The sequence below is a fragment of the Streptomyces sp. CB02959 genome, assembly GCF_002803155.1.
Classification (GTDB): domain Bacteria; phylum Actinomycetota; class Actinomycetes; order Streptomycetales; family Streptomycetaceae; genus Streptomyces.
Window position 1 is genome coordinate 332,522 of sequence record NZ_NNBP01000005.1, and the last position, 22,391, is coordinate 354,912.

The 22,391-nt window shown below is 74.1% G+C and carries 23 protein-coding genes and 1 pseudogene; 10 read left to right on the forward strand and 14 right to left on the reverse strand.

The window, feature by feature from the left end:
• Positions 1 to 2 precede the first annotated feature (2 nt).
• The 5 genes and pseudogenes from CG747_RS11340 to CG747_RS11360 form a co-directional block, all read left to right on the forward strand.
• Positions 3 to 839 carry a sugar ABC transporter permease gene (locus CG747_RS11340; RefSeq protein WP_100601604.1) on the forward strand — a complete coding sequence of 279 codons (837 nt, stop codon included), beginning with the start codon at positions 3 to 5 and terminating at the stop codon, positions 837 to 839.
• 1 nt (position 840) lies between these two features.
• On the forward strand, positions 841 to 2,583 hold the full coding sequence (locus tag CG747_RS11345; protein WP_100601540.1) for a glycoside hydrolase family 13 protein: 1,743 nt from the start codon (positions 841 to 843) through the stop codon (positions 2,581 to 2,583).
• Positions 2,571 to 3,617 carry a LacI family DNA-binding transcriptional regulator gene (locus CG747_RS11350; protein WP_374701760.1) on the forward strand — a complete coding sequence of 349 codons (1,047 nt, stop codon included), beginning with the start codon at positions 2,571 to 2,573 and terminating at the stop codon, positions 3,615 to 3,617. The genes CG747_RS11345 and CG747_RS11350 overlap by 13 nt, the downstream gene beginning before the upstream one ends.
• Before the next feature lie 171 nt (positions 3,618 to 3,788).
• Positions 3,789 to 3,917 (forward strand): hypothetical protein, encoded by a 129-nt coding sequence (locus CG747_RS49250; protein WP_257980341.1) that lies wholly within the window; start codon positions 3,789 to 3,791, stop codon positions 3,915 to 3,917.
• Positions 3,917 to 4,141: pseudogene (locus CG747_RS11360) on the forward strand (alpha-1,6-glucosidase domain-containing protein); the annotation flags it as partial. The gene CG747_RS49250 and the pseudogene CG747_RS11360, both read left to right, overlap by 1 nt.
• A gap of 35 nt (positions 4,142 to 4,176) precedes the next feature.
• Here CG747_RS11360 and CG747_RS11365 read toward each other — a convergent pair.
• The 8 genes from CG747_RS11365 to CG747_RS11400 all read right to left on the reverse strand — a co-directional run bounded on the left by CG747_RS11365 (position 4,177) and on the right by CG747_RS11400 (position 12,523).
• Positions 4,177 to 4,689 carry a GNAT family N-acetyltransferase gene (locus CG747_RS11365; protein ID WP_100601543.1) on the reverse strand — a complete coding sequence of 171 codons (513 nt, stop codon included), beginning with the start codon at positions 4,687 to 4,689 and terminating at the stop codon, positions 4,177 to 4,179.
• Between the two features lie 49 nt (positions 4,690 to 4,738).
• Positions 4,739 to 5,434: a TetR/AcrR family transcriptional regulator gene (locus CG747_RS11370; protein ID WP_100601544.1), complete on the reverse strand. Its 696-nt coding sequence runs from the start codon at positions 5,432 to 5,434 to the stop codon at positions 4,739 to 4,741.
• Positions 5,435 to 5,632: 198 nt separating this feature from the next.
• A complete protein-coding gene (locus tag CG747_RS11375) occupies positions 5,633 to 6,964 on the reverse strand; it encodes a PDR/VanB family oxidoreductase (protein WP_100601545.1) in 1,332 nt (443 codons plus the stop codon).
• A gap of 1 nt (position 6,965) precedes the next feature.
• The gene (locus CG747_RS11380; RefSeq protein WP_100601546.1) at positions 6,966 to 7,874 is read right to left on the reverse strand and encodes a metal-dependent hydrolase; all 909 of its coding nucleotides are present in this window, start codon (positions 7,872 to 7,874) and stop codon (positions 6,966 to 6,968) included.
• 152 nt (positions 7,875 to 8,026) lie between these two features.
• Entirely contained in the window at positions 8,027 to 10,027 is a 2,001-nt protein-coding gene (locus CG747_RS11385; protein ID WP_100601547.1) for a hypothetical protein, read from the reverse strand.
• An 89-nt stretch (positions 10,028 to 10,116) separates the two neighbouring features.
• The gene (locus CG747_RS11390) at positions 10,117 to 10,362 is read right to left on the reverse strand and encodes a DUF397 domain-containing protein (protein WP_100601548.1); all 246 of its coding nucleotides are present in this window, start codon (positions 10,360 to 10,362) and stop codon (positions 10,117 to 10,119) included.
• Positions 10,363 to 10,613: 251 nt separating this feature from the next.
• Complete coding sequence (locus CG747_RS11395; RefSeq protein WP_100601549.1) at positions 10,614 to 11,261, reverse strand: response regulator transcription factor; 648 nt, start codon at positions 11,259 to 11,261, stop codon at positions 10,614 to 10,616.
• Positions 11,252 to 12,523, reverse strand: a complete 1,272-nt coding sequence (locus CG747_RS11400) for a sensor histidine kinase (RefSeq protein ID WP_100601550.1) — start codon at positions 12,521 to 12,523, stop codon at positions 11,252 to 11,254. Before CG747_RS11400 ends, CG747_RS11395 begins: the two co-directional genes overlap by 10 nt.
• 129 nt (positions 12,524 to 12,652) lie before the next feature.
• Here CG747_RS11400 and CG747_RS11405 point away from each other — a divergent pair, with 129 nt between their 5' ends.
• Both CG747_RS11405 and CG747_RS11410 read left to right on the forward strand, forming a co-directional pair.
• Positions 12,653 to 13,441 (forward strand): GNAT family N-acetyltransferase, encoded by a 789-nt coding sequence (locus tag CG747_RS11405; RefSeq protein ID WP_100601551.1) that lies wholly within the window; start codon positions 12,653 to 12,655, stop codon positions 13,439 to 13,441.
• Positions 13,438 to 14,328: a 1-acyl-sn-glycerol-3-phosphate acyltransferase gene (locus CG747_RS11410; protein WP_100601552.1), complete on the forward strand. Its 891-nt coding sequence runs from the start codon at positions 13,438 to 13,440 to the stop codon at positions 14,326 to 14,328. The genes CG747_RS11405 and CG747_RS11410 overlap by 4 nt, the downstream gene beginning before the upstream one ends.
• Here CG747_RS11410 and CG747_RS11415 read toward each other — a convergent pair.
• The 5 genes from CG747_RS11415 to CG747_RS11435 all read right to left on the reverse strand — a co-directional run bounded on the left by CG747_RS11415 (position 14,304) and on the right by CG747_RS11435 (position 17,854).
• Positions 14,304 to 14,918 carry a winged helix-turn-helix domain-containing protein gene (locus CG747_RS11415; protein ID WP_100601553.1) on the reverse strand — a complete coding sequence of 205 codons (615 nt, stop codon included), beginning with the start codon at positions 14,916 to 14,918 and terminating at the stop codon, positions 14,304 to 14,306. The two genes, CG747_RS11410 and CG747_RS11415, sit on opposite strands and share 25 nt — an antisense overlap.
• 246 nt (positions 14,919 to 15,164) lie before the next feature.
• Positions 15,165 to 15,968 carry a rhomboid-like protein gene (locus tag CG747_RS11420; protein WP_257980333.1) on the reverse strand — a complete coding sequence of 268 codons (804 nt, stop codon included), beginning with the start codon at positions 15,966 to 15,968 and terminating at the stop codon, positions 15,165 to 15,167.
• Between the two features lie 26 nt (positions 15,969 to 15,994).
• Entirely contained in the window at positions 15,995 to 16,201 is a 207-nt protein-coding gene (locus tag CG747_RS11425) for a hypothetical protein (protein ID WP_180985482.1), read from the reverse strand.
• Between the two features lie 139 nt (positions 16,202 to 16,340).
• Positions 16,341 to 17,363 (reverse strand): glutamine synthetase, encoded by a 1,023-nt coding sequence (gene glnII, locus CG747_RS11430; protein ID WP_100601554.1) that lies wholly within the window; start codon positions 17,361 to 17,363, stop codon positions 16,341 to 16,343.
• A 137-nt stretch (positions 17,364 to 17,500) separates the two neighbouring features.
• Positions 17,501 to 17,854 carry a hypothetical protein gene (locus tag CG747_RS11435; protein ID WP_100601555.1) on the reverse strand — a complete coding sequence of 118 codons (354 nt, stop codon included), beginning with the start codon at positions 17,852 to 17,854 and terminating at the stop codon, positions 17,501 to 17,503.
• A gap of 83 nt (positions 17,855 to 17,937) precedes the next feature.
• Here CG747_RS11435 and CG747_RS11440 point away from each other — a divergent pair, with 83 nt between their 5' ends.
• Together CG747_RS11440 and CG747_RS11445 are read left to right on the forward strand one after the other, a co-directional pair.
• Positions 17,938 to 19,551 (forward strand): AMP-binding protein, encoded by a 1,614-nt coding sequence (locus CG747_RS11440; protein ID WP_257980334.1) that lies wholly within the window; start codon positions 17,938 to 17,940, stop codon positions 19,549 to 19,551.
• A 150-nt stretch (positions 19,552 to 19,701) separates the two neighbouring features.
• Positions 19,702 to 19,974: a hypothetical protein gene (locus CG747_RS11445; protein ID WP_100601557.1), complete on the forward strand. Its 273-nt coding sequence runs from the start codon at positions 19,702 to 19,704 to the stop codon at positions 19,972 to 19,974.
• A 189-nt stretch (positions 19,975 to 20,163) separates the two neighbouring features.
• On the opposite strand, the gene CG747_RS11450 is transcribed toward CG747_RS11445, so the two are convergent.
• Positions 20,164 to 20,775, reverse strand: a complete 612-nt coding sequence (locus CG747_RS11450) for a TetR/AcrR family transcriptional regulator (protein ID WP_100601558.1) — start codon at positions 20,773 to 20,775, stop codon at positions 20,164 to 20,166.
• 128 nt (positions 20,776 to 20,903) lie between these two features.
• Between CG747_RS11450 and CG747_RS11455 the strand changes: the two genes are divergently transcribed.
• Positions 20,904 to 22,355 carry an amidase gene (locus CG747_RS11455; RefSeq protein WP_100601559.1) on the forward strand — a complete coding sequence of 484 codons (1,452 nt, stop codon included), beginning with the start codon at positions 20,904 to 20,906 and terminating at the stop codon, positions 22,353 to 22,355.
• The last annotated feature ends 36 nt before the right edge of the window (positions 22,356 to 22,391 follow it).

Consider the following 22,391-nt stretch of genomic DNA (forward strand, 5'->3'; position numbering starts at 1 on the left):
CCATGGCGCGCAAACGCTCCGAACGGCACCGGCTGGCTTCGGTCGGGCTGCATCTGACCCTCTCGCTCGCCGCCGTCATCGCGGTCTTCCCGCCGCTGTGGCTGCTGGTGACCTCCTTCAAACCCAAGAACGACGCCTTCACCACCAGCCTCGTCACCCACTTCACCCTCGACAACTACACCCACGTCCTGACCGGCACCTCCTTCCTGACCTGGTTCGGGAACTCCGTGGTCGTCGTCGGCCTGACCACCGTCATCGGGGTCTTCACCGCCGCCACCACCGGCTACGCCGTCAGCCGCTTCCGCTTCCCCGGCATGCGGCCGCTGATGTGGCTGCTGCTGATCACCCAGATGTTCCCGGTCGCGGTGCTGATCGTCCCGCTCTACAACCTGCTCGCCTCCCTCGGGCTGCTCAACCAGCCCCTCGGTCTGGTCCTCACCTACCTCACCATCGCCGTCCCGTTCTGCGCCTGGATGATGAAGGGCTTCTTCGACACCATCCCGGTGGAGATCGACGAAGCGGGCCGGGTCGACGGCCTCAACCCCTTCGGCACCTTCTGGCGGCTGGTCCTCCCGCTCGCCCGCCCCGGCCTCGCCGTCACCGGCTTCTACACCTTCGTCACGGCCTGGGCCGAGGTCGCCTACGCCTCCGCCTTCATGACCGGCGAGGAGAACCTCACCCTCGCCGGCGGGCTGCAGACCTTCGTCAACCAGTACACCAACGACTGGGGTTCGATGACCGCCGCCGCCGTGATCATCGCCGTACCGGCCGCGCTCGTCTTCGCCTTCGCCCAGCGCCACCTCGTCTCCGGACTGACCGCCGGCACCACCAAGGGATGACATGACCCGACAGCACAGCCCCACGCCCGACGCCGCCCCTCCCGGGCACTCCCACCCGGGCAACACCCCTGCCGGAAAGGGCACTTCGGCCACCGAATGGTGGCGCGACGCCGTGATCTACCAGATCTACCCCCGCAGCTTCGCCGACGGAAACGGCGACGGCATGGGCGACCTGCCGGGCATCCGCGGCCGACTCGGCCACCTGCGCGACCTGGGCGTGGACGCCGTCTGGCTGAGCCCCTTCTACGCCTCCCCGCAGGCCGACGCCGGCTACGACGTCGCCGACTACCGCGCCACCGACCCCCTCTTCGGCACCCTCGCGGACGCCGAGGCGGTGATCCGCGAGGCCCACCACCAGGGTCTGCGCGTCATCATCGACATCGTCCCCAACCACTGCTCCGACCAGCACGCGTGGTTCCGCCGCGCGGTGGCCGAGGGGCCCGGATCGGTCCTGCGCGACCGCTTCCACTTCCGCAAGGGCCGGGGCGACAATGGCGAACTCCCGCCCAACGACTGGGAGTCCGTCTTCGGCGGCCCCGCCTGGACCCGCCTCCCCGACGGCGAGTGGTACCTCCACCTCTTCGCCCCCGAACAGCCCGACTTCAACTGGGACCACCCCGCCGTCCAGGACGAGTTCCGCTCGATCCTCCGCTTCTGGCTCGACCTGGGCATCGACGGCTTCCGCGTCGACGTCGCCCACGGCATGGTCAAGGCCCCCGGCCTCCCCGACATCGGCCACGGCGAACAGGCCCGCCTGATCGGCTCACAGGTCCTCCCCTTCTTCGACCAGGACGGCGTGCACGCCATCTACCGCTCCTGGCGGACGATCCTCGACGAGTACCCGGGGGAGCGGATCGGCGTCGCCGAAGCCTGGGCCCCCACCATCGAGCGGCTCGCCCGCTACGTCCGCCCCGACGAACTCCACCAGGGCTTCAACTTCCACTACCTGAACACCCGGTGGGACGCCGACGAGCTCCGCACCGCCATCGACACCTCCCTCACCGCCCTGGGCGCCGTCGGCGCACCGGCCACCTGGGTCCTCTCCAACCACGACCTCGTACGCCACCGCACCCGCCTCGGCGGCGGCCTGGACCGCGCCCGCGCCGCCACCCTGCTGATGCTGGCGCTGCCCGGCTCGGCCTACCTCTACCAGGGCGAGGAGCTGGGCCTCCCCGAGGTCACCGACCTCCCCGACGAGGTCCGCCAGGACCCGTCCTTCTTCCGCGCCAGCGGCCAGGAAGGTCTCCGCGACGGCTGCCGCGTACCGCTTCCCTGGAGCGGCACGGAACCCCCGTACGGCTTCGGCGCCGGCGACACCTGGCTGCCCCAGCCCGACGACTGGGCCGCGCTCACCGTCGAGGCCCAGACCGGCGACCCGGCCTCCACCCTGGAGCTGTACCGCGGCGCCCTGGCGATACGCCGCGCGCACCCCGGCCTCGGTGCGGGGGACGCGGTCGAGTGGCTGGCCGCCCCCGACGGCGTGCTGGTCTTCCGGCGGCCCGGCGGTCTGCTCTGCACGGTGAACACCACGGCGGAGACCGTGCGACTGGCCCTGCCGCCGGTGCGTCAACTCCTCTCCTCCCGCGTCCCGTTCGTCGCGTCCTCCTCCCCTGCGGTCTCTCCGTCCCTCTCCGCCGCCCGTCAATCGTCCAACGCCCCGCGCGACGAGACTGTTCCCGAAAATCGCGAAGTTTCCGAAGTTTGTGAAATCCCGGCCGACACCGCGATCTGGTGGGCGGAGTGACCCGGCAGGCATCCCGGCCCACCCCGCGCCTCTCCGACATCGCCGCCCAGGCGCAGGTCAGCGAGGCGACCGCCAGCCGCGTCCTCAACGGCCGGGCGGGCGTGGCGGCTGGTACCCGCCAGCGGGTGCTCGCCGCGCTCGACCTCCTCGGCTACGAGCGCCCGGTCCGGCTGCGACGGCGGAGCGCGGGCCTGGTCGGCCTGGTCATCCCGGAGCTGACCAATCCGATCTTCCCGGCCTTCGCCCAGATCATCGAGCAGTCCCTGGCCGGCCACGGCTACACGCCGGTCCTGTGCACCCAGATGCCGGGCGGCGCCACCGAGGACGAACTCGTCGAGCAGTTGGAGGAGCGCGGCGTCACCGGCATCGTCTTCCTGTCCGGCCTGCACGCCGACACCGCCGCCGACCCCTCCCGCTACACCCGCCTCACCTCCCGGGGCGTGCCCTACGTCCTGATCAACGGCTACAACGACCGGGTCGACGCGCCCTGCGTCTCGCCCGACGACCGCGCCGCGGCCCGGATGGCCGTGCGGCACCTCGCCGAACTGGGCCACGAGCACATCGGACTGGCCGTCGGACCCGCCCGCTACGTGCCGTCCCGGCGCAAGGCGGAGGGCTTCACGGCGGCCCTCAAGGAGTCGTTCGGCCTGTCGAGGGGGCAGGCCGAACGGCGCGTCCAGCACACCCTGTTCAGCGTCGAGGGCGGCCACGCCGCGGCCGCCGCGCTGCTCGACGACGGCTGTACGGGCATCGTCTGCGGCAGCGACCTGATGGCGCTGGGGGTGGTGCGCGCGGCCCGGCAGCGGGGGGTCGACGTCCCCGGCCGGCTCTCCGTCGTCGGCTTCGACGACTCGCCGCTGATCGCCTTCACCGCCCCGCCGCTGACCACGGTGCGGCAGCCGGTGCAGGCGATGGCGACCGCAGCGGTGGGCGCGCTGATCGAGGAGATCCAGGGGAACCCCGTCCAGCGCACCGAGTTCGTCTTCCAGCCCGAGCTGGTGGTGCGCGGTTCCACGGGGCCGGTCCGCGGCTGACGCCGTGTCGATCGGCCTGTGGGGAGCTCCACTTGGCGGCCGGTCCGGCCGGCCGGGCGCGTAGGGACCACCGCACGGTGGCCCTCCGGCCGGCCGGACCGACTCGCCTGGGAACGTAACACCCTTGCAATCTCTTGCGAAAGGTCTTGCAGCAAGGCTGCGCAGGCGAGCATGGTCGGCACCGGCATCGCCACCTTCACCGATTGCTCGCGGGACGCGGTCCGCGGCGGCGGCCCGTTCGACGCGGATCCGCGTGTCCAGGGCTTCGCCCTGGGCCTGTTCACCGGCCCCAACGCCTGACCCCCGGCGTCCTCACCATGCGCCTGGTCGACCTCGTCGTCGTCTTCAACGCCACGCCCCGACGACAGGCCCAGACCGTCCCGGCCCTCGCCGGACGGCCCTACGCCCTCCACCCCCTGTAGGCCCACGGCGCCGACCGCACCACGGCCACTGCGACCTACGACCGCGCCGCCGGCACCTTCACCGTCCCGCCCCGCACCGTCGCGGTCTTCCGCCAGGGCTGACGCGGAGGGGGAGCCGATGGGGGCGGGAGCGGTCGCTACTCCACCCGCTTCTCGAACAGGGTCACCGCGTACCGGCTCCCCCCGCCCCCGTCCTTGGACGACTGCTCGCCCACGACCGCATAGCCCGCGCCCTCGTAGTACGGCCGCAGCCGCGGATTGCTCGTCATGCAGTCCAGCCGCGACCAGGCCCGCCCCGACTCCGCGATCCGCCGCTCGGCCCGGGCCAGCATCGCCCGCCCGGTCCCCGCCGGTGCGCACGAGCGGTCCACCATCAGCCGGTGCACATATCCCGCCACCGGCGGCTGCGGACCCCACGCCGGCTCGTCGTCCCACCACAGCTCGAAGCCGCCGACGACCCGGCCGACGGCCTCCGCCAGCCAGACCTCGCCCTGCGCGATCCGCCGCCGGAAGTGCTCCTCGTCCTTGCCACCGGGCTTCCACTGGTCTATGCCGTGCTCCACCATCCAACGGGCCGCCGCGTCATAGAGGCCGACCAGAACGGCCGGGTCGTCCCCCGCCTCGGCCAGCCGGTACGTGATCTCGTCCATGCCTGGGATTGTGCCGCAGCCCGGGCCCGGCCCGGTCGGCCGCCCGGCGTCACACCGGCTGCGGGAGCTCCAGCAACCGCCCCACCAGATCCGCGAACATCCCGTCCGCGGGCTCGTCGGCCAGCATCCGGCGCACCACCTGCGCCATCCGCTCGTCGTACGCGGCGCTGACCGCCGCCAGGGCCGCGAAGTCGTGCACCAGCTGTCGTTCCAGCTCGGCGCGGGGTACCCGCCGTCCGTCCAGCCACAGCAGCGCCGTGGTCTCGGCGAGCGAGACCCAGGAACGGACCACCAACTCCAGCCGCGGCGAGGGGTCCTGGACATCCAGATGGGCGATGATCTGCGTGAACGCGGCCTGCCGCACGCCGTCGATCAGCGCGCTGGTACGGGTCGAGCCGATCGCCGGTCCGCCGCGCATCAGCGCCGAGAATCCCGGCCCGTGCTCGTCCACGAAGTCGAAGTACCGCTGCATGACGCGCAACAGCCGGGCGCCGAGCGGTCCTTCGTGCGGCTCGACGAACCGGGCCGTCAGCTCGTCCGCGGCGCGCCGCAGCGCCGCCTCGTAGAGCTGCTGCTTGCCCGGGAAGTAGTGGTAGACCAGCGGCCGCGATATGCCGGCCGCCTCGGCGATCTCGTCGATGGAGACGTCTTCGGGGGAGCGGTGGCTGAAGAGATCGAGCGCAACGGCGATCAACTGCTCCCGTCGCTCCTCGACCCCCATCCTGCGGCGTGCCCCGGTGGTCATGCGTCCACCCTAACGACCGGCCGCACGGCGGCACCACCGCCCAAACCTCCCGTCCTGCTCCGCTTCCTGCCCGGGCTCCCGCCCCGCGTTCCGCTTCGCCTCGTACCTCGCCTCCTCACCCGCCCACCCCCCGAAGGGGGGTGGGCGGCGGGGAAAAACCCAGGGGCGAACGCCACCCCCTCGCCATCCGCCCCGGACTCAAAGGTCCAGCACCAGCCCCGTCCCCCGCTTCGCCCGGGACACGCAGATCAGCAGCGAGTCCTCGCGTTCGGCGTCCGTCAGGAGTTCGTCGCGGTGTTCCACCTCACCGGCCAGGACCCGCTGCTGGCAGGTGCCGCAGAAGCCCTCCTCGCAGGAGTACGCGAGGTCGGGCAGGGCCTGTTCGCGGAGGGCGCGCAGCACGCTGGTGCCGGCCGGGACCGTCACCGTACGGCCGGTCCGGCGCAGTTCCACCTCGAACGCCACGTCCTCGGCCGGCACCTTCCCCGACTCGTGCAGCTCCCCCGACTCGTGGACCTCCCCCGCCCCCGTCGCGCCCCCCGCCGGTGCGAACCGCTCGGTGTACAGGGCCAGACCCTCCGGCCCGTCGGGCAGCAGGTCGGCCACGGCGTTCATCAGGGGCTCGGGACCGCAGCAGTACACGGCGGCGTGCGGGGGCGCGTCGGCGAGCGCCGCGGCCAGATCGGGCCGCCCGTCCTCGTCCTCCGCGACCACGGTCAGCCGTCCCGCCCCAACTCCAGGCGTACCGCCGCCGCGCCGGACGCCGCCTCCGCCCTCGCCCCCGGCCAGCTTCTCGACCTCCTCCAGGAACGGCATCGAAGCGCGCGAACGCCCCGCGTACAGCAGCCGCCACGGCACCCCCTCCGCCTCGGCCTGCCGCACCATCGGGAGGATCGGGGTGATGCCGATGCCCCCCGCGATGAAGAGGTACGCGTGGCAGTCCTCCAGGGGGAAGCGGTTACGGGGACCGCGCACCTCGACGGTCATGCCCACGCCCAGCGCCTCGTGCACCTCCCGCGAACCGCCCCGGCCGTCCTCGATCAACCGGACCGCGAGGGTGTACGACCCGCCGTCCGCCCGTAGGGCGTCGGCCGGTTCGCCGCACAGCGAGTACTGCCGCACGGTGCCCGAGGGCAGTACGAGATCGAGGTGCGCGCCTGGTTCCCAGTCGGGGAGCCGCTCGCCCTCCAGGCGGAGGGCCACCACCCCTTCGGCGACCTCCGTCCGCTCGGCCACCCGCAGCCGCAACGGGGCCGGGCGCCCCTGCTCCGGGCCCGGCGCCGGTTGCGTCAGGTCGCGTTCACGGCTGGCCGCCCAGGCCGTTGCCCGGGCCGCCACCCGGCCCCTTCCGGATATCGGCTGCTCCAGCGTGGGCAGCGGCCACAGCGGCGACCGCCGGATCCGTCGCCGCAGCGCCCGCCGGACCACCAGGGCGGTCCCGGCGACCGCCAGCACGGTACGGAGCCGCGGCACGCCCGTGAGGGACGGGCCACGGCCGGGGGGCTGGGGGACACGGGCAGGCGCGGACATCTCAGGCTCCTCCGGAGGTGGCGGCGGCGGTCGCGGCGGGTGAACGGTCGAGGTAGGCGAGGGCCTGCTCGGTGCTGCCGTGCTGCGACGGGTGGTAGGCGCGGCTCAGGTACTGGGGGATGGAGCGCGCTATCGCCCCGGTGGTGGGCAGGACACCCTGCCGTCCACCCCGGACGAAGTCCTTCACGGCGGCCTTCCCGCCCACGAGCGTCGGGTCGTTCTCCATGAAGAACCGGGTGCCGCGCTGCCACAGGAACACCAGCGCGGAGAAGGCCGTTGCCCAGGTGCGCACCCGCCGCCGGTACCCGCCGTCCAGGTGCATGAAGAGGTCGAACGCCACCGAGCGGTGCTCGACCTCCTCCGCGCCGTGCCAGCGCAGCAGGTCGAGCATGGTCGGATCGGCTCCCTTGGCGTCGAGCTCCTGGGCGTTGAGCACCCAGTCGCCCAAGAAGGCCGTGTAGTGCTCGATGGCGGCGATCATCGCCACCCGCTCCCGCAGCCACCACTCCCGGGCCCGCCCCGGCGGCAGCGTCCGGTCGCCCAGCAGCTTCTCGAAGAGCCAGTCGACCTGCGCGGTGTACGGGGTCGGGTCCAGGCCCTGCTCCTTGAGGTGCGGCAGGACGTCGTCGTGCGCCTGCGAGTGCATGGCCTCCTGCCCGATGAACCCGATGACGTCCGCGCGCAGTTCGGGGTCGCGGATATAGGGCAGCGCCTGCTTGTAGACGTGCACGAACCAGCGTTCGCCGGCCGGCAGCAGCAGGTGCAGGACGTTGATCGTGTGGGTGCTGGACGGATCGCCGGGGATCCAGTGCAGAGGGGTGTCCGCCCAGTCGAAGGCCACGTTGCGGGCCTTCAGCGGGGTGTGCTCGGACGCGACCGGCTGGGGCCGCAACGAGGCCGTATTAGACATGGCGTCAATGTACTGGCGAGTAAGGAATGCCGGTACCCCCCGGACACCGAAAATGCCGGTACCCCCCCGGACACCGAAAGACGAGGAAACCGGCGCGGGCAAGGGCGGGAGCAAGAACCACCGCAACGAAGAACCCGGTCCCGCCCCCGGGCTCAGCGCAGCGCGCGCAGCTTCTTGCCGCCGGTCAGTTCGCCCTTCAGGTCGGCATGGGCGCCCGCCGTCGCGGGGACCGTCAGCAGCCGGCCGGGCGTCCGCCCCTGCACCCCGCCGCTCGCGGTGATCGACGTGACCTGTTCGCTGCCCGCCGCCAGCAGCCACCACTGGCCGCCGGCGCTCTTCCACAGCACGCCCGACAGCACCCGGGGCGCCCGCGGGCCGCAGGCGGTACCGCCGTCCACGCGGGCGGTCACCGCACCCGTCGCGTACGGCTGCTCGCTCGGCGGCGGTGCCTGGAACTGCGCCATCGTCCGGCTGCCCGCCCCGCGCCAGGTCTCCGCCCGGGTGCACAGCCAGGCCGCGACGCCCCCGCCCCCGGGGAGCGGTTGCTGGGCGAACCGCCAGGTGTTCACCGTCCGCACGCCCTGCGAACGGACCGCGGGCAACTGGCAGGCGGTCCGCGCCCAGGCCGTCCGGCCCTCCGGCCCGGACACCGCGCCCGGCGCATCCGGCGGCCCGTAGGTGAGCCGGGCGGGGGACAGCTCTCCGAGGTCGGTCAGCAGCTCGCCGTCGGACCGCCCGCCCGGCACCCCGCCGGGCTGCCCGTCCAGGCGGCCGCCGACCCGGAGGGCGGGCCAGCCGGTGCAGTTCTCCTCGGCGCGCGGCATGGGAACGGGCGCGGTCAGGCCGCCGGAACCGACGGTGACCGGCTGGCCCGCCGTGTCCGGCTTCAGCAGGTCCACCAGCCGTACCGACGTCACCCAAGGCGCGGTCAGATAGCGGATGTTGCCCTCCGTGCGGCCCACCACCAGGACGCTCGCCTCGTCCGCGGCCGCGCCGTCCGTCCGGGCGAAGTCCAGGGTCGCCCCCGAGCCGTCGGCCCGCCCCCGGCCGTCGGTGGGCTCGGCGTACCGCACCACTCGCAGCCCGTCGTGGAAGAGCGCCACCACGGCGTGGTCCACCACGCCCGCGAAGAGGAGTTGGGGCGGCCCGGCCGCGGGGCCGGTCGGCGTGCCGGGCGTCGCGGTGGCCGGCACCCGGGCGCCGGGTCGGGCCCACACCGCCAACGCCCGTCGGAGCAGCGCCCTGTCACCGGTCCGGTCGCCGCGGGCCGGCCAGGCCGAGAAGTCCGGCCGGGCCGCGGTCTTCCAGGCGGTCGCCGAGGACACCGTCAGCCGGCCCGGGTCCAGGGCCGCCTCGGCCGCGGCGTTGCGGGCGTACGGCGGGGCCGCGGCGCCGTCCGGTCCCCACCCCTCGCCCGGCAGGCCCAGCAGCGCCCCGCACACCAGTACCGCAGCGCCGGCCGCCAGCGCCGCCCGGCCGTGCTGGCGGCGCCGGATCAGGTCCGTCGGGCGGGCCTGGAGGGCGCACGGGTCGAACTCCACCGACTCCAGCAGCGCCCGGTCCCGGCTCCCGGCCGGCAGCGTCGCCCGGTCCGCCTCGGCCAGTGCCTGCTGGCCGTCGGCGACCCCCGCGGCCTCCAGCACCCGCCGGGTCTCCTGGAGCGACAGCCGCTCCAGGTCGCGCAGAACGAACGCCGCCCGCGCCGGGCCGGACAGCGACGACAGGGCCTGGTCCAGGGCGAGTTCGTCGGCACCGCCGGAGCGCGGGAACAACCGCAGGCCCCAGACCTGGGGGAGTGGTGCCGGCGGCTGCCAGCGGCGCCGCCCGGCGGTCAGTGCCGCTCGCAGCACCCGCAGCCGCATCAGGGCGTAACCGGGGTCGACGGCCGGATCCCCACCGCGCTGCGCGGGCAGTACGGCCCCGGGGCCGGCCCGCCGGGGCAGGGCCCGCTGCACCACGGCGTGGGCGGCCAGCACCCGCCGGCCGCGGCTGGGGCCCGGCGGCAGCACCAGATAGGCCAGCCGGGCCAGCCGGGGGTAGTGCTCGACCAGGGCCGCCTCGGCCTGCTCGACATCGATGGGCTCACCCCCGTCGGCGTGCCCGACGGGGGAGGTGCGGTCCGGGCGCGGGGTTGCCGCCTGCTGCTGCTCCACATTCCGTGGAACGAGTGAATCCTGTGATGGTCACCGGGTGGCCGGTCGACCCGGACGGGTGACCGCACCCCGCGGGCCCCGCGGCGGGCTCAGGCCGACTGGTGGCGGTCCAGGTCGAACTCCCCGTCCCGGGCGCCCAGGACGAACGCCCGCCACTCCGCCTCGGTGTAGCGCAGGACGACGTCGGGATCGGTGGAGTTGCGCATCGCCACCGCGCCGCGCTCCAGGAAGGCGATCTCCACCGCCTCCGCGTCGGGGTCACCGGGCGGGCGCTGCCAGGTGGCGTCGGAGATGTCGAGGCCGTAGAGCCATTCCTTGTCGGCTGCGGTGCCCATGTCTGCTCCCCTTGCTCGCGTGCGGTGCCGGTCAGCGTACGCGGCGCTCCCACGACCTTCCAGCGGCGGAACCCGGCGGTCCGCGGTGCCCGGCAACGGAGTTGGCGACGCGCGACGGCCATTACGGGGGGAGGTGCGCCCGCCGGTTCACCGCGCCGATTGGCCGAAACTCGCCACACCGGCGGCGACCGCACGCGGCGTCCGCCCGGCGGCGCGTATCGGATCCCCGAGCGAGACGCCCCCGCCCCCGGTCAGCCGCGATCCAGATAGGCCAGTACGGCCAGCACCCGGCGGTTGTCGTCGTCCGACGGCGGCAGCGCCAGCTTGCCGAAGATGTTGGAGGTGTGCTTGGCGACCGCCCGTTCCGTGATCACCAGCCGGGTCGCGATCGCCGCGTTGGACCGGCCCTGCGCCACCAGCTCCATCACCTCCACCTCGCGCGGCGTCAGCTTCGCCATCGGCCGGTCCCGGGCGCGCCGCGACAGCAGCTGCGCGATGACCTGGGGATCCATCGCGGTCCCCCCGGACGCCACCCGGCGCACCGCGTCGACGAACTGCTCCGCGTCGAAGACCCGGTCCTTGAGCAGATAGCCCACCCCGCCGCTGCCGTCCGCCAGCAGCTCCCGGGCGTACAACTGCTCCACGTGCTGCGACAGCACCAGCACCGGCAGCCCCGGTCGGGCCTTGCGGGCTTCCAGCGCGCACTGCAGCCCCTCGTCGGTGAACGACGGCGGCAGCCGGACGTCCACCACCGCGACATCCGGCGCCAGTTCGGCCAGCGCCCGGCTCAGCTCGGGCCCCGACGCCACCGCCGCCACGATCTCGAAGCCGAACGCCTCCAGCATCCGGACCAGCCCGTCCCGCAGCAGGAAGAGGTCTTCGGCGATCACTACGCGCACGGGATCTCCATCGTCACCAGCGTCGGGCCGCCCGCGGGAGAGCTGACGGCGAGGACGCCGTCGAATGTACCGAGCCGGCGCTCCACACCCCGCAGCCCGGACCCTTCCGTGCCGCCACCGGCCGCCGCGGGACGCACCCCGGCGCCGCCCCGCCCGTTGTCGCACACCGTGACCAGCAGCCGCCCGTCGACGTGCCGGACGTCCACCTCGACCCGGTCGGCCCCGGAGTGCTTGGCGGCGTTCGTCAGCAGCTCGGCGACCGCGAAGTACGCCGCCGACTCCACCGGCGCCGCCAGCCGCCGCGGCAGCTCCACCGTCACCTCCACCGGGAGCTCCGTCCGCAGGGCCAGTGCCCGTACCGCGTCCCCCAGGCCGCGCTCGGCCAGCACCGGCGGGTGGATCCCGCGTACCAGGTCGCGGAGTTCGGTGAGGGCCTCCGCGGACGACTCCCGGGCCCGGCCCACCATCTCCTTGGCGCGCGCCGGATCCTTCTCGATCAGCGCCTCGATCGCGCCCAGGCTCATCCCCATCGCCACCAGGCGGGCCTGCGCCCCGTCGTGCAGATCGCGTTCGATCCGGCGCAGTTCGGCCGCGGAGGTGTCCACCGCGTCGTGCCGGGTCTCGGTCAGCCGCGCCACCCGGGCCGCCAGCTCCGCCTTCGGCGGGGTCAGGAACGCCGCCGCCAACTGGAAGTGCGCCCGCAGCAGCGCCGGGTTGGCGTACCACGCCAGCACCAGCAGCCCCGCGCCGAGCGGCGGCGCGACCACCGACAGCACCGGGTGGTCGCTCGTCAGCGTCCCGAACCCGAGCAGCTCGCCGCCCACTCCGGTCAGCCCCTGCGCCACCGGCAGCAGCACGAACCCGGCGCCGTAGACCAGCAGCGTCGACGGCAGCAGCGCCAGCGCCAGACCGGCCGTCAGATCGACCGGCAGCCACAGCAGTTCACGCCAGGTCGCCGGGTCCCGGAGCAGCACCGCGCAGCGCTGCCACCGGCCCGCCGGCCCGCGTCGCAGCCTCGGAGGGAACGGGCGGTATCCGGCCGGGATCCGCACCCCGGTCTGCTCGTACGCCCACACCCGCCGCAGATCGGCGTAGCCGCGGGCCCAGGACAGCACCAGCGGCGTGGTCAGGATCCCCACGCCGACGACCATGAACGCCAGCGACAGCAGGACCAGCACCAGCAGGACGACCGATCCCGCCTCCACCGCCACCGCCAGCACCAGCCCCCGCGCCGCGGCGACCAGTGTTCTGCGGACCCTCATCCGTACGCTCCCTGGGCTTCACGCGACCGGACCTCGGGCGCGGGGACAGTCTGCCGCGTAGGAGAACGCCAGGTCATCGGGTTGCACACCCCATAGGGGGTGTACCCAGCACCACCTACGGAGGCTCTGATGAGCACGGCACCCACCACGACGCGCGCAGCGGGCACCCCGGACACCCCCGCCGATTCCGCCCCGGCCGCAGCCCCCGAATACACCGCACTGATCGCCGACACCCCCGCCCTGGTCAGGGCCGCCCAGCGGCTGCGCCACCAGGTCTTCGGCGACGAGCTGGGCGCCACCCTCGACAGCCCGCTCCCCGGCCACGACATCGACCCGGTCGACGCCCTCGCCGACCACCTCGTCGTCACCCACACCGCCACCGGCGCCGTCGTCGGCACCTACCGGCTGCTGCCCCCGGGCCGCAGCCGACACCTCTACTCCGACGGCGAGTTCGACCTCACCGCCCTCGACGCGGTGCGCCCCGCGCTGATCGAGGCCGGCCGCTCCTGCGTCCACCCCGACCACCGCAACGGCGCCGTCATCAACCAGATGTGGGCGGCCCTGGCCCGCTACACCCTGCTCTCCGGCCACCGCTACCTCGCCGGTTGCGCCTCCGTACCGCTCGCCGACGGCGGCACCGCCGCCGCCCACGCCTGGGAGCTGGCCCGCACCCGCTACGCCGCGCCGCCCGCGTTCCTGGTCGCCCCGCGCCGCCCCTGGCACCCCACCGCCCCGCTGCCCGAGCGCCCCGCCCTCGCCCAACTGCCCCCGCTGCTCCGCGGCTACCTCCGCATCGGCGCCTGGATCTGCGGCGCGCCCGCCCACGACCCGGACTTCGGCGTCGCCGACTTCTTCACCGTCCTGGACATCGAGCGGCTCGGCGACCGCTACCGCCGCTTCTTCCTGGGGGAGCGGTGAACGGCCCCTTCGACGTCCCCGCGGTCTGCACCCCGCAGTGCGCCGCGCACTCCGCCCCGCCCGTCCCGCTCCCCGAAGCGGCCCGCCGCGCCGCCGCGTTCACCGGCGCGGTGGGCCGCGCCCTGGCGGCCGGCCCGCACCTGGCGGACCCGGTACGGCTCGGCGCGCACGCCCGGGGGCTGCTGGCGGCGCTGGCGGTCGGGCTGGAGGTCCGCGGGGCGGGCGCGGCGGGCCCGCTGTCGGTGCCCGGGCCGGGGGGACGCGCCCCTGCCGCGGCCCGCGCCCCGGGCACCCTGATCGCCCTCAACCACGTCTCGTGGCTGGACATCGTCGCGCTGCTCGCCGTCGAACCCGCCGTCCTGGTCGCCAAGCGCGAGGTCGGCCACTGGCCGCTGGTCGGCGGCCTGGCCCGGCGCGCCGGTACGCACTTCATCGACCGCACCAGCCCCCGCCAACTCCCGCGCACCGTACGGGAGCTGTCCGCGCTCCTGCTCGCCGGCCGCTCGGTGGCGGTCTTCCCCCAGGCCACCACCTGGTGCACCGCCGACCAGGGCGGCTTCCGCCGGGCCACCTTCCAGGCCGCACTGGACGCGGGCGCCCCCGTCCGCCCGGTCACCGTCGACTACGCGCAGCAGGGCCGCCCCACCACGGTGGCCGCCTTCTGCGGCGCCGACACCTTCGCCGCGTCGCTGCGCCGGGTACTCGGCGCCCGCGGGCTGGCCGTACGGGTCACCGTCCATCCGGCGCTGCCGACGGCCGGCCGCGGCCTGGACCGCCGAGCCCTGGCGGCCGCCGCCGAGCGGGTGGTGCTCGGCGGCGGGCGGGTGGCGTTCGACGGCGGCCGGGTGCCCGGCCGGACCGGTCAGGCGCTCGGCACGTACTTGTAGCCGACCCGGCGGACGGTGACGATCGATCCGCGGTGCTCGGCGCCCAGCTTCCGGCGCAGCCGGGCGACGTGGACGTCGACCGTTCGGCCGTCGCCGACGTGCCCGTACCCCCACACCGTGGTCACCAACTGGTCGCGGGTATGCACCCGGTGCGGATGCGCGACCAGATGGGCCAGCAGCTCGAATTCGAGGTACGTCAGGTCCAGTTGCCGCCCGTGGACGTGCACGGTGCGCTGCTCGGGGTCGATCCGGACGATCTGGTCGCCGGTCCGCGCCTCCGGGGCGGGCCCGGCGGGCGGCTGCGGCGCGGCGGGGGCCTGCTCGGCCGGCACCAGGACGAGGTAGCCGACCATCGGCGGCTGCCCGGGCAGAGCGGGCAGGCTGTGCTGCGGCGCCGGGAGCCAGGTCGCGCCGGAGTGGAGCAACTCGGCGACCTGCTGGGCGCTGTGGCGCGGAGCGCCGCCGCCCGGGGCGGTGGCGGGTGCGGACCGGGCTTCGTCGGGTGTGACGGCGCGCAGTCGGTGGCGGTGGAGCGGATGCGGAACGGCGGCGGTGGCGGAACCGGCGGGCACAGTACGGAGATTGGTCATCGAACGTCAGCTCTTTCGCGCAGGGGATCGTCGGGGGACGTCGTGCGCGCGGGCAGGGCTGGGGACACCGGTCAGCGGTGTCGGAGAAGGAGGTGCGGGCCCGCGCTCAGTGCGCGCGGCAACACAGACGGTCGAAGGCGTGCGCCTGCCGGGACGGCCAGAACGGCTCAAGGTCGCTGCGACCCGTCGCGGTGTCAGTAAGGCTGGCCATGGCCCTATTGAACCAGACAGCCATAGATCTGTCTTTCACACTGCCCCCCGTGGCGACGCGATCCCGCCGTGCGCCGGTCCCCCGGTCCGCCGCGCCGGTGACGGGCCGCCTCCGACTGCCGCTGCCGGTACCGGAGTTGTGGACGGGGCCGGTCCGGCGGCCTGCCGTCCGGTGGCCGGAATTCGCCCTCGGACCGGTATCCCGGCGGCCCCCATGGCCACCCCGAGCGCCAGCGCCGTCAGATGCCCGGCATCGGTGAACGTCCGGCCGCGGCGGACCACCGGCACCGCGCCCAGCGCCAGCAGCCCGCCGGTCACCGCCGCCCGCGCGCCCCGGTGCCGCAGCGACCCGGCCAGCGCGCCGAGGGTGGCGTAGAAGCCGTAGCTCGCCCCGACGTCGATGGCGTGCGCGGTGCCGCCGGGCGTCTTGGGTGTCCGCTCCGCGGTGGCGGCCCGCCGGGCCCCCGGGCGCACCCGCAGACCGGCGTACACCAGCAGGCTGGCGCCGACGTGCCCGGCCGCGAACACCGCCGCCGCGCGCCCGGCGCCCCACCGCGCCTCGGCCGTCCCGAGCGTCGCCAGCAGCGCGGCCCCGTACGCCACCGGCAGCGGCTCCTCCACGAAGGCCGCGCTGGTGGCCAGCGTGCCCCACCGGCCGGCGCGCAGATTGGCCTCGTTGGTGGAGTGCGCCCGGAGCAGCTCCGTACGGCGCGGCCCCGGCAGCCGGGCGGTGGCACACGCCCCGAGGTGCAGCGCCCCCACGTACAACGGCGTCACCCAGGGCGGCAGTCCGCGCCGCGGCCCGCTTTGCACCCCGCGTCCCCCTGTGGTCCCGTACATCCCCGTGCCCCCTCCTCGTCGTCGCCTCACGCCCCGGACGGCAGCCGCTCGGCGAACGGTCCGTCGCCCTCCCGCCAGGTCTGCAGGAAGACCTGGTCCGCGCCCGGGATCCGCTCGGCGACGGCGAAGTGGTCGCCGTCGGCGCCGATCCGCCGCAGCAGCGTGGCGAGTTCGTCCGCGGACGGGCGGGTCGGGGCCGGTCCGGACTCGGTCGCAACGGTGATCGCAAGCATGGGTCCAGCGTGCCATCCGGCACCGACAACCGGCGCCGATCGTGCGGTCCGCGGCCACCGCCGGTGCCGTCCGGACATGCGGAAGGGGCCGGACCCGCCGGTCCGGCCCCGTTCGGCCCGCACTCCGGCGGGCTGTGGGTCACACCTGCGCGCGCCGCTCCAGCTCCGTGCAGCAGGTGTCCACGATCAGCCGCGTCACCACGTAGGGGTCCACGTTGGCGTTGGGCCGCCGGTCCTCGATGTAGCCCTTCTTCTCGACCTCGACCTGCCACGGGATGCGCACCGAGGCGCCGCGGTCGGAGGCCCCGTAGGAGTACTCGTGCCAGGGCGCGGTCTCGTGGGCGCCGGTCAGCCGCTCCTCGATGCCGGTGCCGTACTGGCGGACGTGCTCCAGCGGCTTGTCGCCCTCGCCCAGCGCCTCACAGGCGCTGATGATCGCGTCGTAGCCCTCGCGCATCGCGCGGGTGGAGAAGTTGGTGTGCGCGCCCGCGCCGTTCCAGTCGCCCTGGGCCGGCTTGGCGTCCAGGGAGGCGGTGACGCCGTACTCCTCCGCCGTGCGGTGCAGCAGCCAGCGCGCCACCCACATGTGGTCGGAGACGACCAGCGGCGCCAGCGCGCCGACCTGGAACTCCCACTGGCCGGGCATCACCTCGGCGTTGATGCCGGACAGGCCGAGGCCGGCCGCCAGGCAGCGGTCGAGGTGCTCCTCGACGATCTCCCGGCCGAAGATCTCACCGGCGCCGACCCCGCAGTAGTAGCCGCCCTGCGGAGCGGGGAAGCCACCGCCCTCGGGGAAGCCCAGCGGACGGTCGCCCTTGAGGAAGGTGTACTCCTGCTCGATGCCGAAGATCGGCTCCTGCTCGGCGAAGCGCTCCGCCACCGGGCGCAGCAGGGCCCGGGTGTTGGAGGAGTGCGGGGTGAGGTCGGTGTTGAGGACCTCGCACAGCACCAGCAGGTGGTCGCCGCCGCGGATCGGGTCCGGGCAGCTGAACACCGGGTCGAGCACGAGGTCCGAGGAGTGACCTTCGGCCTGGTTGGTGCTGGACCCGTCGAAGCCCCAGCGCGGCAGCGAGCTCGCGTCCGTCAGGATCCTGGTCTTGGAGCGGAGCTTGGCGGTCGGCTGGGTGCCGTCGATCCAGATGTACTCGGCCTTGATGGTCACGGGGGTCCTCTTATACGGGTCGGTGCGGGTACGCGTGCGGGCGTACTGGAGCACTCTCGCAACAGGCCGTTTCCCATCCGTTGCCCGTATGTGAACCGCAGGTTACCCAGTCGGACATCCTCTGATTCTGCGACGATTCACCGCAAAACGCCTGGCATTCTGCCGTACGGCGCCCAGTCGCGCTCCCGCGGCAACCCCGCGAACCTCAAGTGCCGGACCCGGCGCGTCAGTTCGTCGGCGGCGATGCCCGGGGCGGCCGCGGCAGTGCGGACGCGCCCTTCGCGGGCGGCGAGCCGATGCGGCACGAGGCCGCCCCGCGCCTGCTTGCCGGAGAGGTGAAACATCACGAGATGCGCCATCTCGCACCATTCATCCGTGACGACCCCGCCGATGTGCCGCGCCTCCCACCCGCCGGGTCCGCTCGGCCGCCGCCCGCGGTTTCCCGGCGCCACCTGCCCTGATAGCGCCAACTGCATGACCACATGGCGCATTTGGTCATGGAATGCATGACCAACCCCGCCTAACGTCGCAACCGACCCGGATGTCCCCACCCCCCCTCCCGAAGGAGCCCGTCGTGGCCACCCGCCCGTCCACCACCCCCGTCCCGCCCGTTTCCCCCGACAGCCCGCCCTTCACCAGCTACGTCGACCTCGTCCTCGACGCCCTCGCCCGCGACCCCGACCGCCCCGCCGTCACCGCGGCCGACGGCCACGAGGTCACCGCCGGCGCCCTGTACGCCACCGTCCACCGCATGGCCGCCGTCCTCCGCGCGCACGGCGTCGGCCGCGACCGGACCGTCTCCGTCCTCAGCCGCAACCGCCCCGAAGCGCTCGCCGCCCGCTACGCCGTCAACCTCCTGGGCGCGCGGGTGGTGCTCCTCTACGACGGGATGGCCGCCGAAACGCTGTCCGTGGTGGCCGAGAGCGCGGAGACCGCCGTCCTCCTCGTCGATCCCGAGCTGCACGACACCGCCCGCGCCCTGCTCGACGGCCTCACCGGCCCCCACCCCCGGACCATGACCTTCGGCCCGCTCACCGCCGGCGCCGCCCCCCTCGGCCCCGACCTGCTGGCCGACTGCGCCGCCCTCCCCGCCACCCCGGTCGTCACCGGCGCGGCCCGCCCCGAGGACGACTGGTGCATCCGTCACACCGGTGGAACGACCGGTGTCCCCAAGGGCGTACGGATGGCGCACGGCCCGATAGCCGCGATGATCGGCAACGCCCGCTTCGAGGCCGCCGGCGACCCGCCCCGCCTCCTGGCCTGCACCTCACTGGCCCACCTGGCGGGCATCGTGGCCGACGCCACCCTCGTGGCCGGCGGCAGCGTCGTCCTCCACCAGGACTTCGACCCCACCGCCGTCCTGGCCACCGTCGCCCGCGAACGCATCACCCACCTCTGGCTGCTGCCGCCGCTCCTCTACCGCCTCCTGGACGACCCCACCCTCCCCACCACCGACCTCGGCTCCCTCACCCGCATCTCCTACGGGGGCTGCACCGCCTCCGCGCCCCGGATGCGCCAGGCGGCCGAGGCCCTCGGCCCGATCCTCTACGGCTTGTACGGCCAGTCCGAGGCGATGTCGATCACCGAGGCCGGTCCCGCGGACCACGCCGACATCCGCACCGACGGCCCGATGACCGTCGGCCGCCCGGCGCCCGGTGTCACCGTCGCCATCCGCGACACCGAGGGCCGCGACCTGCCGCCGGGGGAGAGCGGCGAGATCCACGTCCACTCGGCCGGCGTGATGAGCGGCTACTGGAAGCGCCCCGACCTCACCGCCCAGGTCCTCCTCCAGGACGGCTGGGTGCGCACCGGCGACGTCGGCTACCTGGACGCCGACGGCCGCCTCTACCTCGTCGACCGCCTCAAGGACGTGATCATCGTCGTCGGCGGCCACGTCCACCCCGCCGAGCTCGAAGACCTCCTGCACACCCACCCCGCCGTCGCCCACGCCGCCGTCTACGGCGTCCGCACCCCCGACGAGACCGAGGAGGTGCACGTGGCCGTCGTCCCCGCCCCCGGCCACCCCGCCGACGCGGTCTCCGCGACCGCCCTCCGCGCGTTCATCACCACCCGCAAGGGCGCCCTCTACGCCCCCACCGCCGTCCACGTCCTCGACGCCATCCCCCTCACCCCCGTGGGCAAACCCGACAAGAAGCTCCTCCGCGCCCGGACCGCGGCCACCTCCTGACCGGCCGTCCGGCCGCCCTCCGAAGACCCCCTCGAAACCAGCCGTGCCACCCCGTCAAATCCCCCCCTGGCCAGGGGGTTTTGTCAGTGCCCGGCGGTAAAATGGGAACCAGTAAGTGAGGGTTCACCGAAGCTCCAGGAGGTCCGCCGGATGGCCGCTGCCACACTCATGACCAAACCCCTCCCGGCCCACCCGCTGCCCAAGAAACCGCTCCCCGCCGGCTGGCCCCGCGAGCGGTACGAATCCCACAACCGTCGCCTGAAGGCCATGCGCCTGGCCATAGCCCTGCTCGACACCGGCGTCTACCGCCCCGAGCACGCCACCAACGCCACGATCCGCGCCACCGCCCTCGCCATCGGCGTCCACTGCCCCTCCGACACCACCTGCCGCCTGGTCCGCGCCTTGATCTACGACAACTGCTGACGCTTACCGCCCGCTTCACTTGACGGCCGCCCGAGGCGCTTGGCGCCTCGGGCGGCCATCGGCGCGGAGCGGCTCGCGAGCCGCGGCGACGCGCCGCGCAACTCCCGCCGCGCAACTCCCGCCGCGCAACTCCCGCCGCGCAACTCCCGCCGCGCAACCCCGCCGCACGGCTGCCGACCCCTGCCGCCGTCACCCCTCAGAGGCGCCCTGGCGGTGCCGTTCCACGATCCCCGCCACGGCCCTCATCAGCCGGTCCCCCGCCTGATCGATGCTGCCGTTCTGCGTGCTCACCTGAGCGCCTTCGAGGACGAAGGTGATCTCGGCCGCGGCCTGCTCGGGGTCGGCCAGCCGGGCCCCCGCGCACATGCCGACCAGTCGGCGGGTCTGGTGGGCCTTGTGCCGCTCGATCACCTGCCGTGCGGGATGGGAGCGGTCGGGCAGTTCGGCGAGGGAGTTGATGAACGGGCAGCCCCGGTGCGAGAGCGTCGGCAGCCCCTCGGCGATGAAGCGCGCCAGGCCGAGGATCTGCTCCTCGGGACGGTCGGGGTATGCGGCCTCGACCCGGTCGAAGGCGGCCTGGTAGTCGGCGGCGACGATCCGCAGCCACTCCGCGACGAGTGCGTCCTTGGTCTCGAAGTGCCGGTAGATGGCCATTTTGGTGGTCCGGGCCCGCTCGGCGATCGCCTGGACGCCCACCCGCTGGATCCCCTCGCTCTGGAAGAGCTCTTCCGCCGCGTCGAGGATGCGCTCGCGGGGCGGCAGTTTCGCCACCCTGTCCGGCCTGCCGGCGGTCGATGCCATGACTGCTCCGTGACGTCCGGTCCGTTGTAGGGCCCCTCACCCGCTGCTACGGTACCAGTCCGTTCCACACGATACCGTTCGGTATCACATGGAACTCAAAGGTATCGTTCTTCCCGCTGGGAGTGGCAGTGAGAGTTACCGAGTACGTGAACTTCGACGCGGTCGGACTCGCGGAGCTGGCGGCCGGGGGCGAGGTGACCCCCGCCGAACTGGAAGCGGCCGCACGCGAGGCCGCACAGGCGGTCAACCCCCGGATCAACGCCGTCGTGGAGACCTGGCCGACCGACGACGAGCCCGCCCCCGGCAGCGCACCACTGGCCGGAGTCCCCTTCCTGATCAAGGACATCGGAGTCTCCATGGCCGGGAGGCGCACGGAGCTGGGCAGCCGCCTCGCGGCCGGCAACGTCGCAGGCGCCGACTCCTCCCTCATGCGGCGCTTCCGCCGCGCCGGCCTCGTGACGTTCGGGCGCACCACCACACCGGAGATGGCGTACAGCACCACGACGGAACCCGAGCTGTACGGCGCGACCCGCAACCCGTGGGACCTCCGGCGGAGCGCGGGCGGATCCAGCGGGGGCGCGGGCGCGGCGGTGGCCGCCGGGGTGGTCCCGATCGCGCACGCCACCGACGCCGCCGGCTCGATCCGCATCCCCGCCGCCTACAACGGCCTCTTCGGGTTGAAGCCCACCCGTGGCCGGGTCTCCGTGGGCCCCGACGTCGACGAGGTCTTCAGCGGCCTGGCCGTGCAGGGCAGCGTCAGCCGCACCGTGCGCGACAGCGCGGCCCTGCTCGACCAGATCCGCGGCCCGGAGCCGGGCGACCCGTACTTCGCCCAGGAGCCCTCCCGGCCGTACGCGGAGGAAGTCACCCGCCCCCCGGGCTCGTTGCGGATAGGCGTCCTCACCCACGCATGGGGCGGCCGGCGCACCACCCCACCCGTGGCCGACGCCCTCTCCCGCACCGTGCGCCTGCTCGAATCCCTCGGCCACCAGGTGGCCGAGGCCAAGGTGGAGCTCGGGGTCGACTGGGAGGAGTTCGTCCTGGCCAACGCCCTTCAGTGGACGGCGAATCTCACGGCCTCGGTCGACCAGCTGGCCGCCGCCTTCGACCGGCCCGTCGACTCCTCGACCCTTGAGCCGGTCACCCTTGCCGCCTACCACTACGGGCAGCGGGTCGGCGGCGCCCGGTTCGTCGCCGCGCACACGACCCGGAACCGTGTCGCCCGAAGCCTGGCACGGTACTTCGACGACCACGACATCCTGCTCACCCCGACCCTGCCGGAACTCCCCGTCCCCCTGGGCACCCATGCCGAGGGCGCGGAGACGCTGGACGGCCTGGGCTGGCTCCGCCGCCTCTTCGACCTCTCACCCTTCACCGCGGCGTTCAACGTGGCAGGCACGCCCGCCATGTCCGTACCGCTGACGGCCGACGCCGAGACGGGACTCCCGATCGGCATGCACTTCGCCGCCGGCTACGGACGCGAGGACCGCCTCTTCCGCCTCGCCGGACAACTGGAACAGGCCGGCCCGTGGTCGGCCCGCACCCCCACGGTATGGGCCGGCGACCACACCGCCCACTGAGGCCCCTCCACCGGAACTCCCCACACGCGACGAACG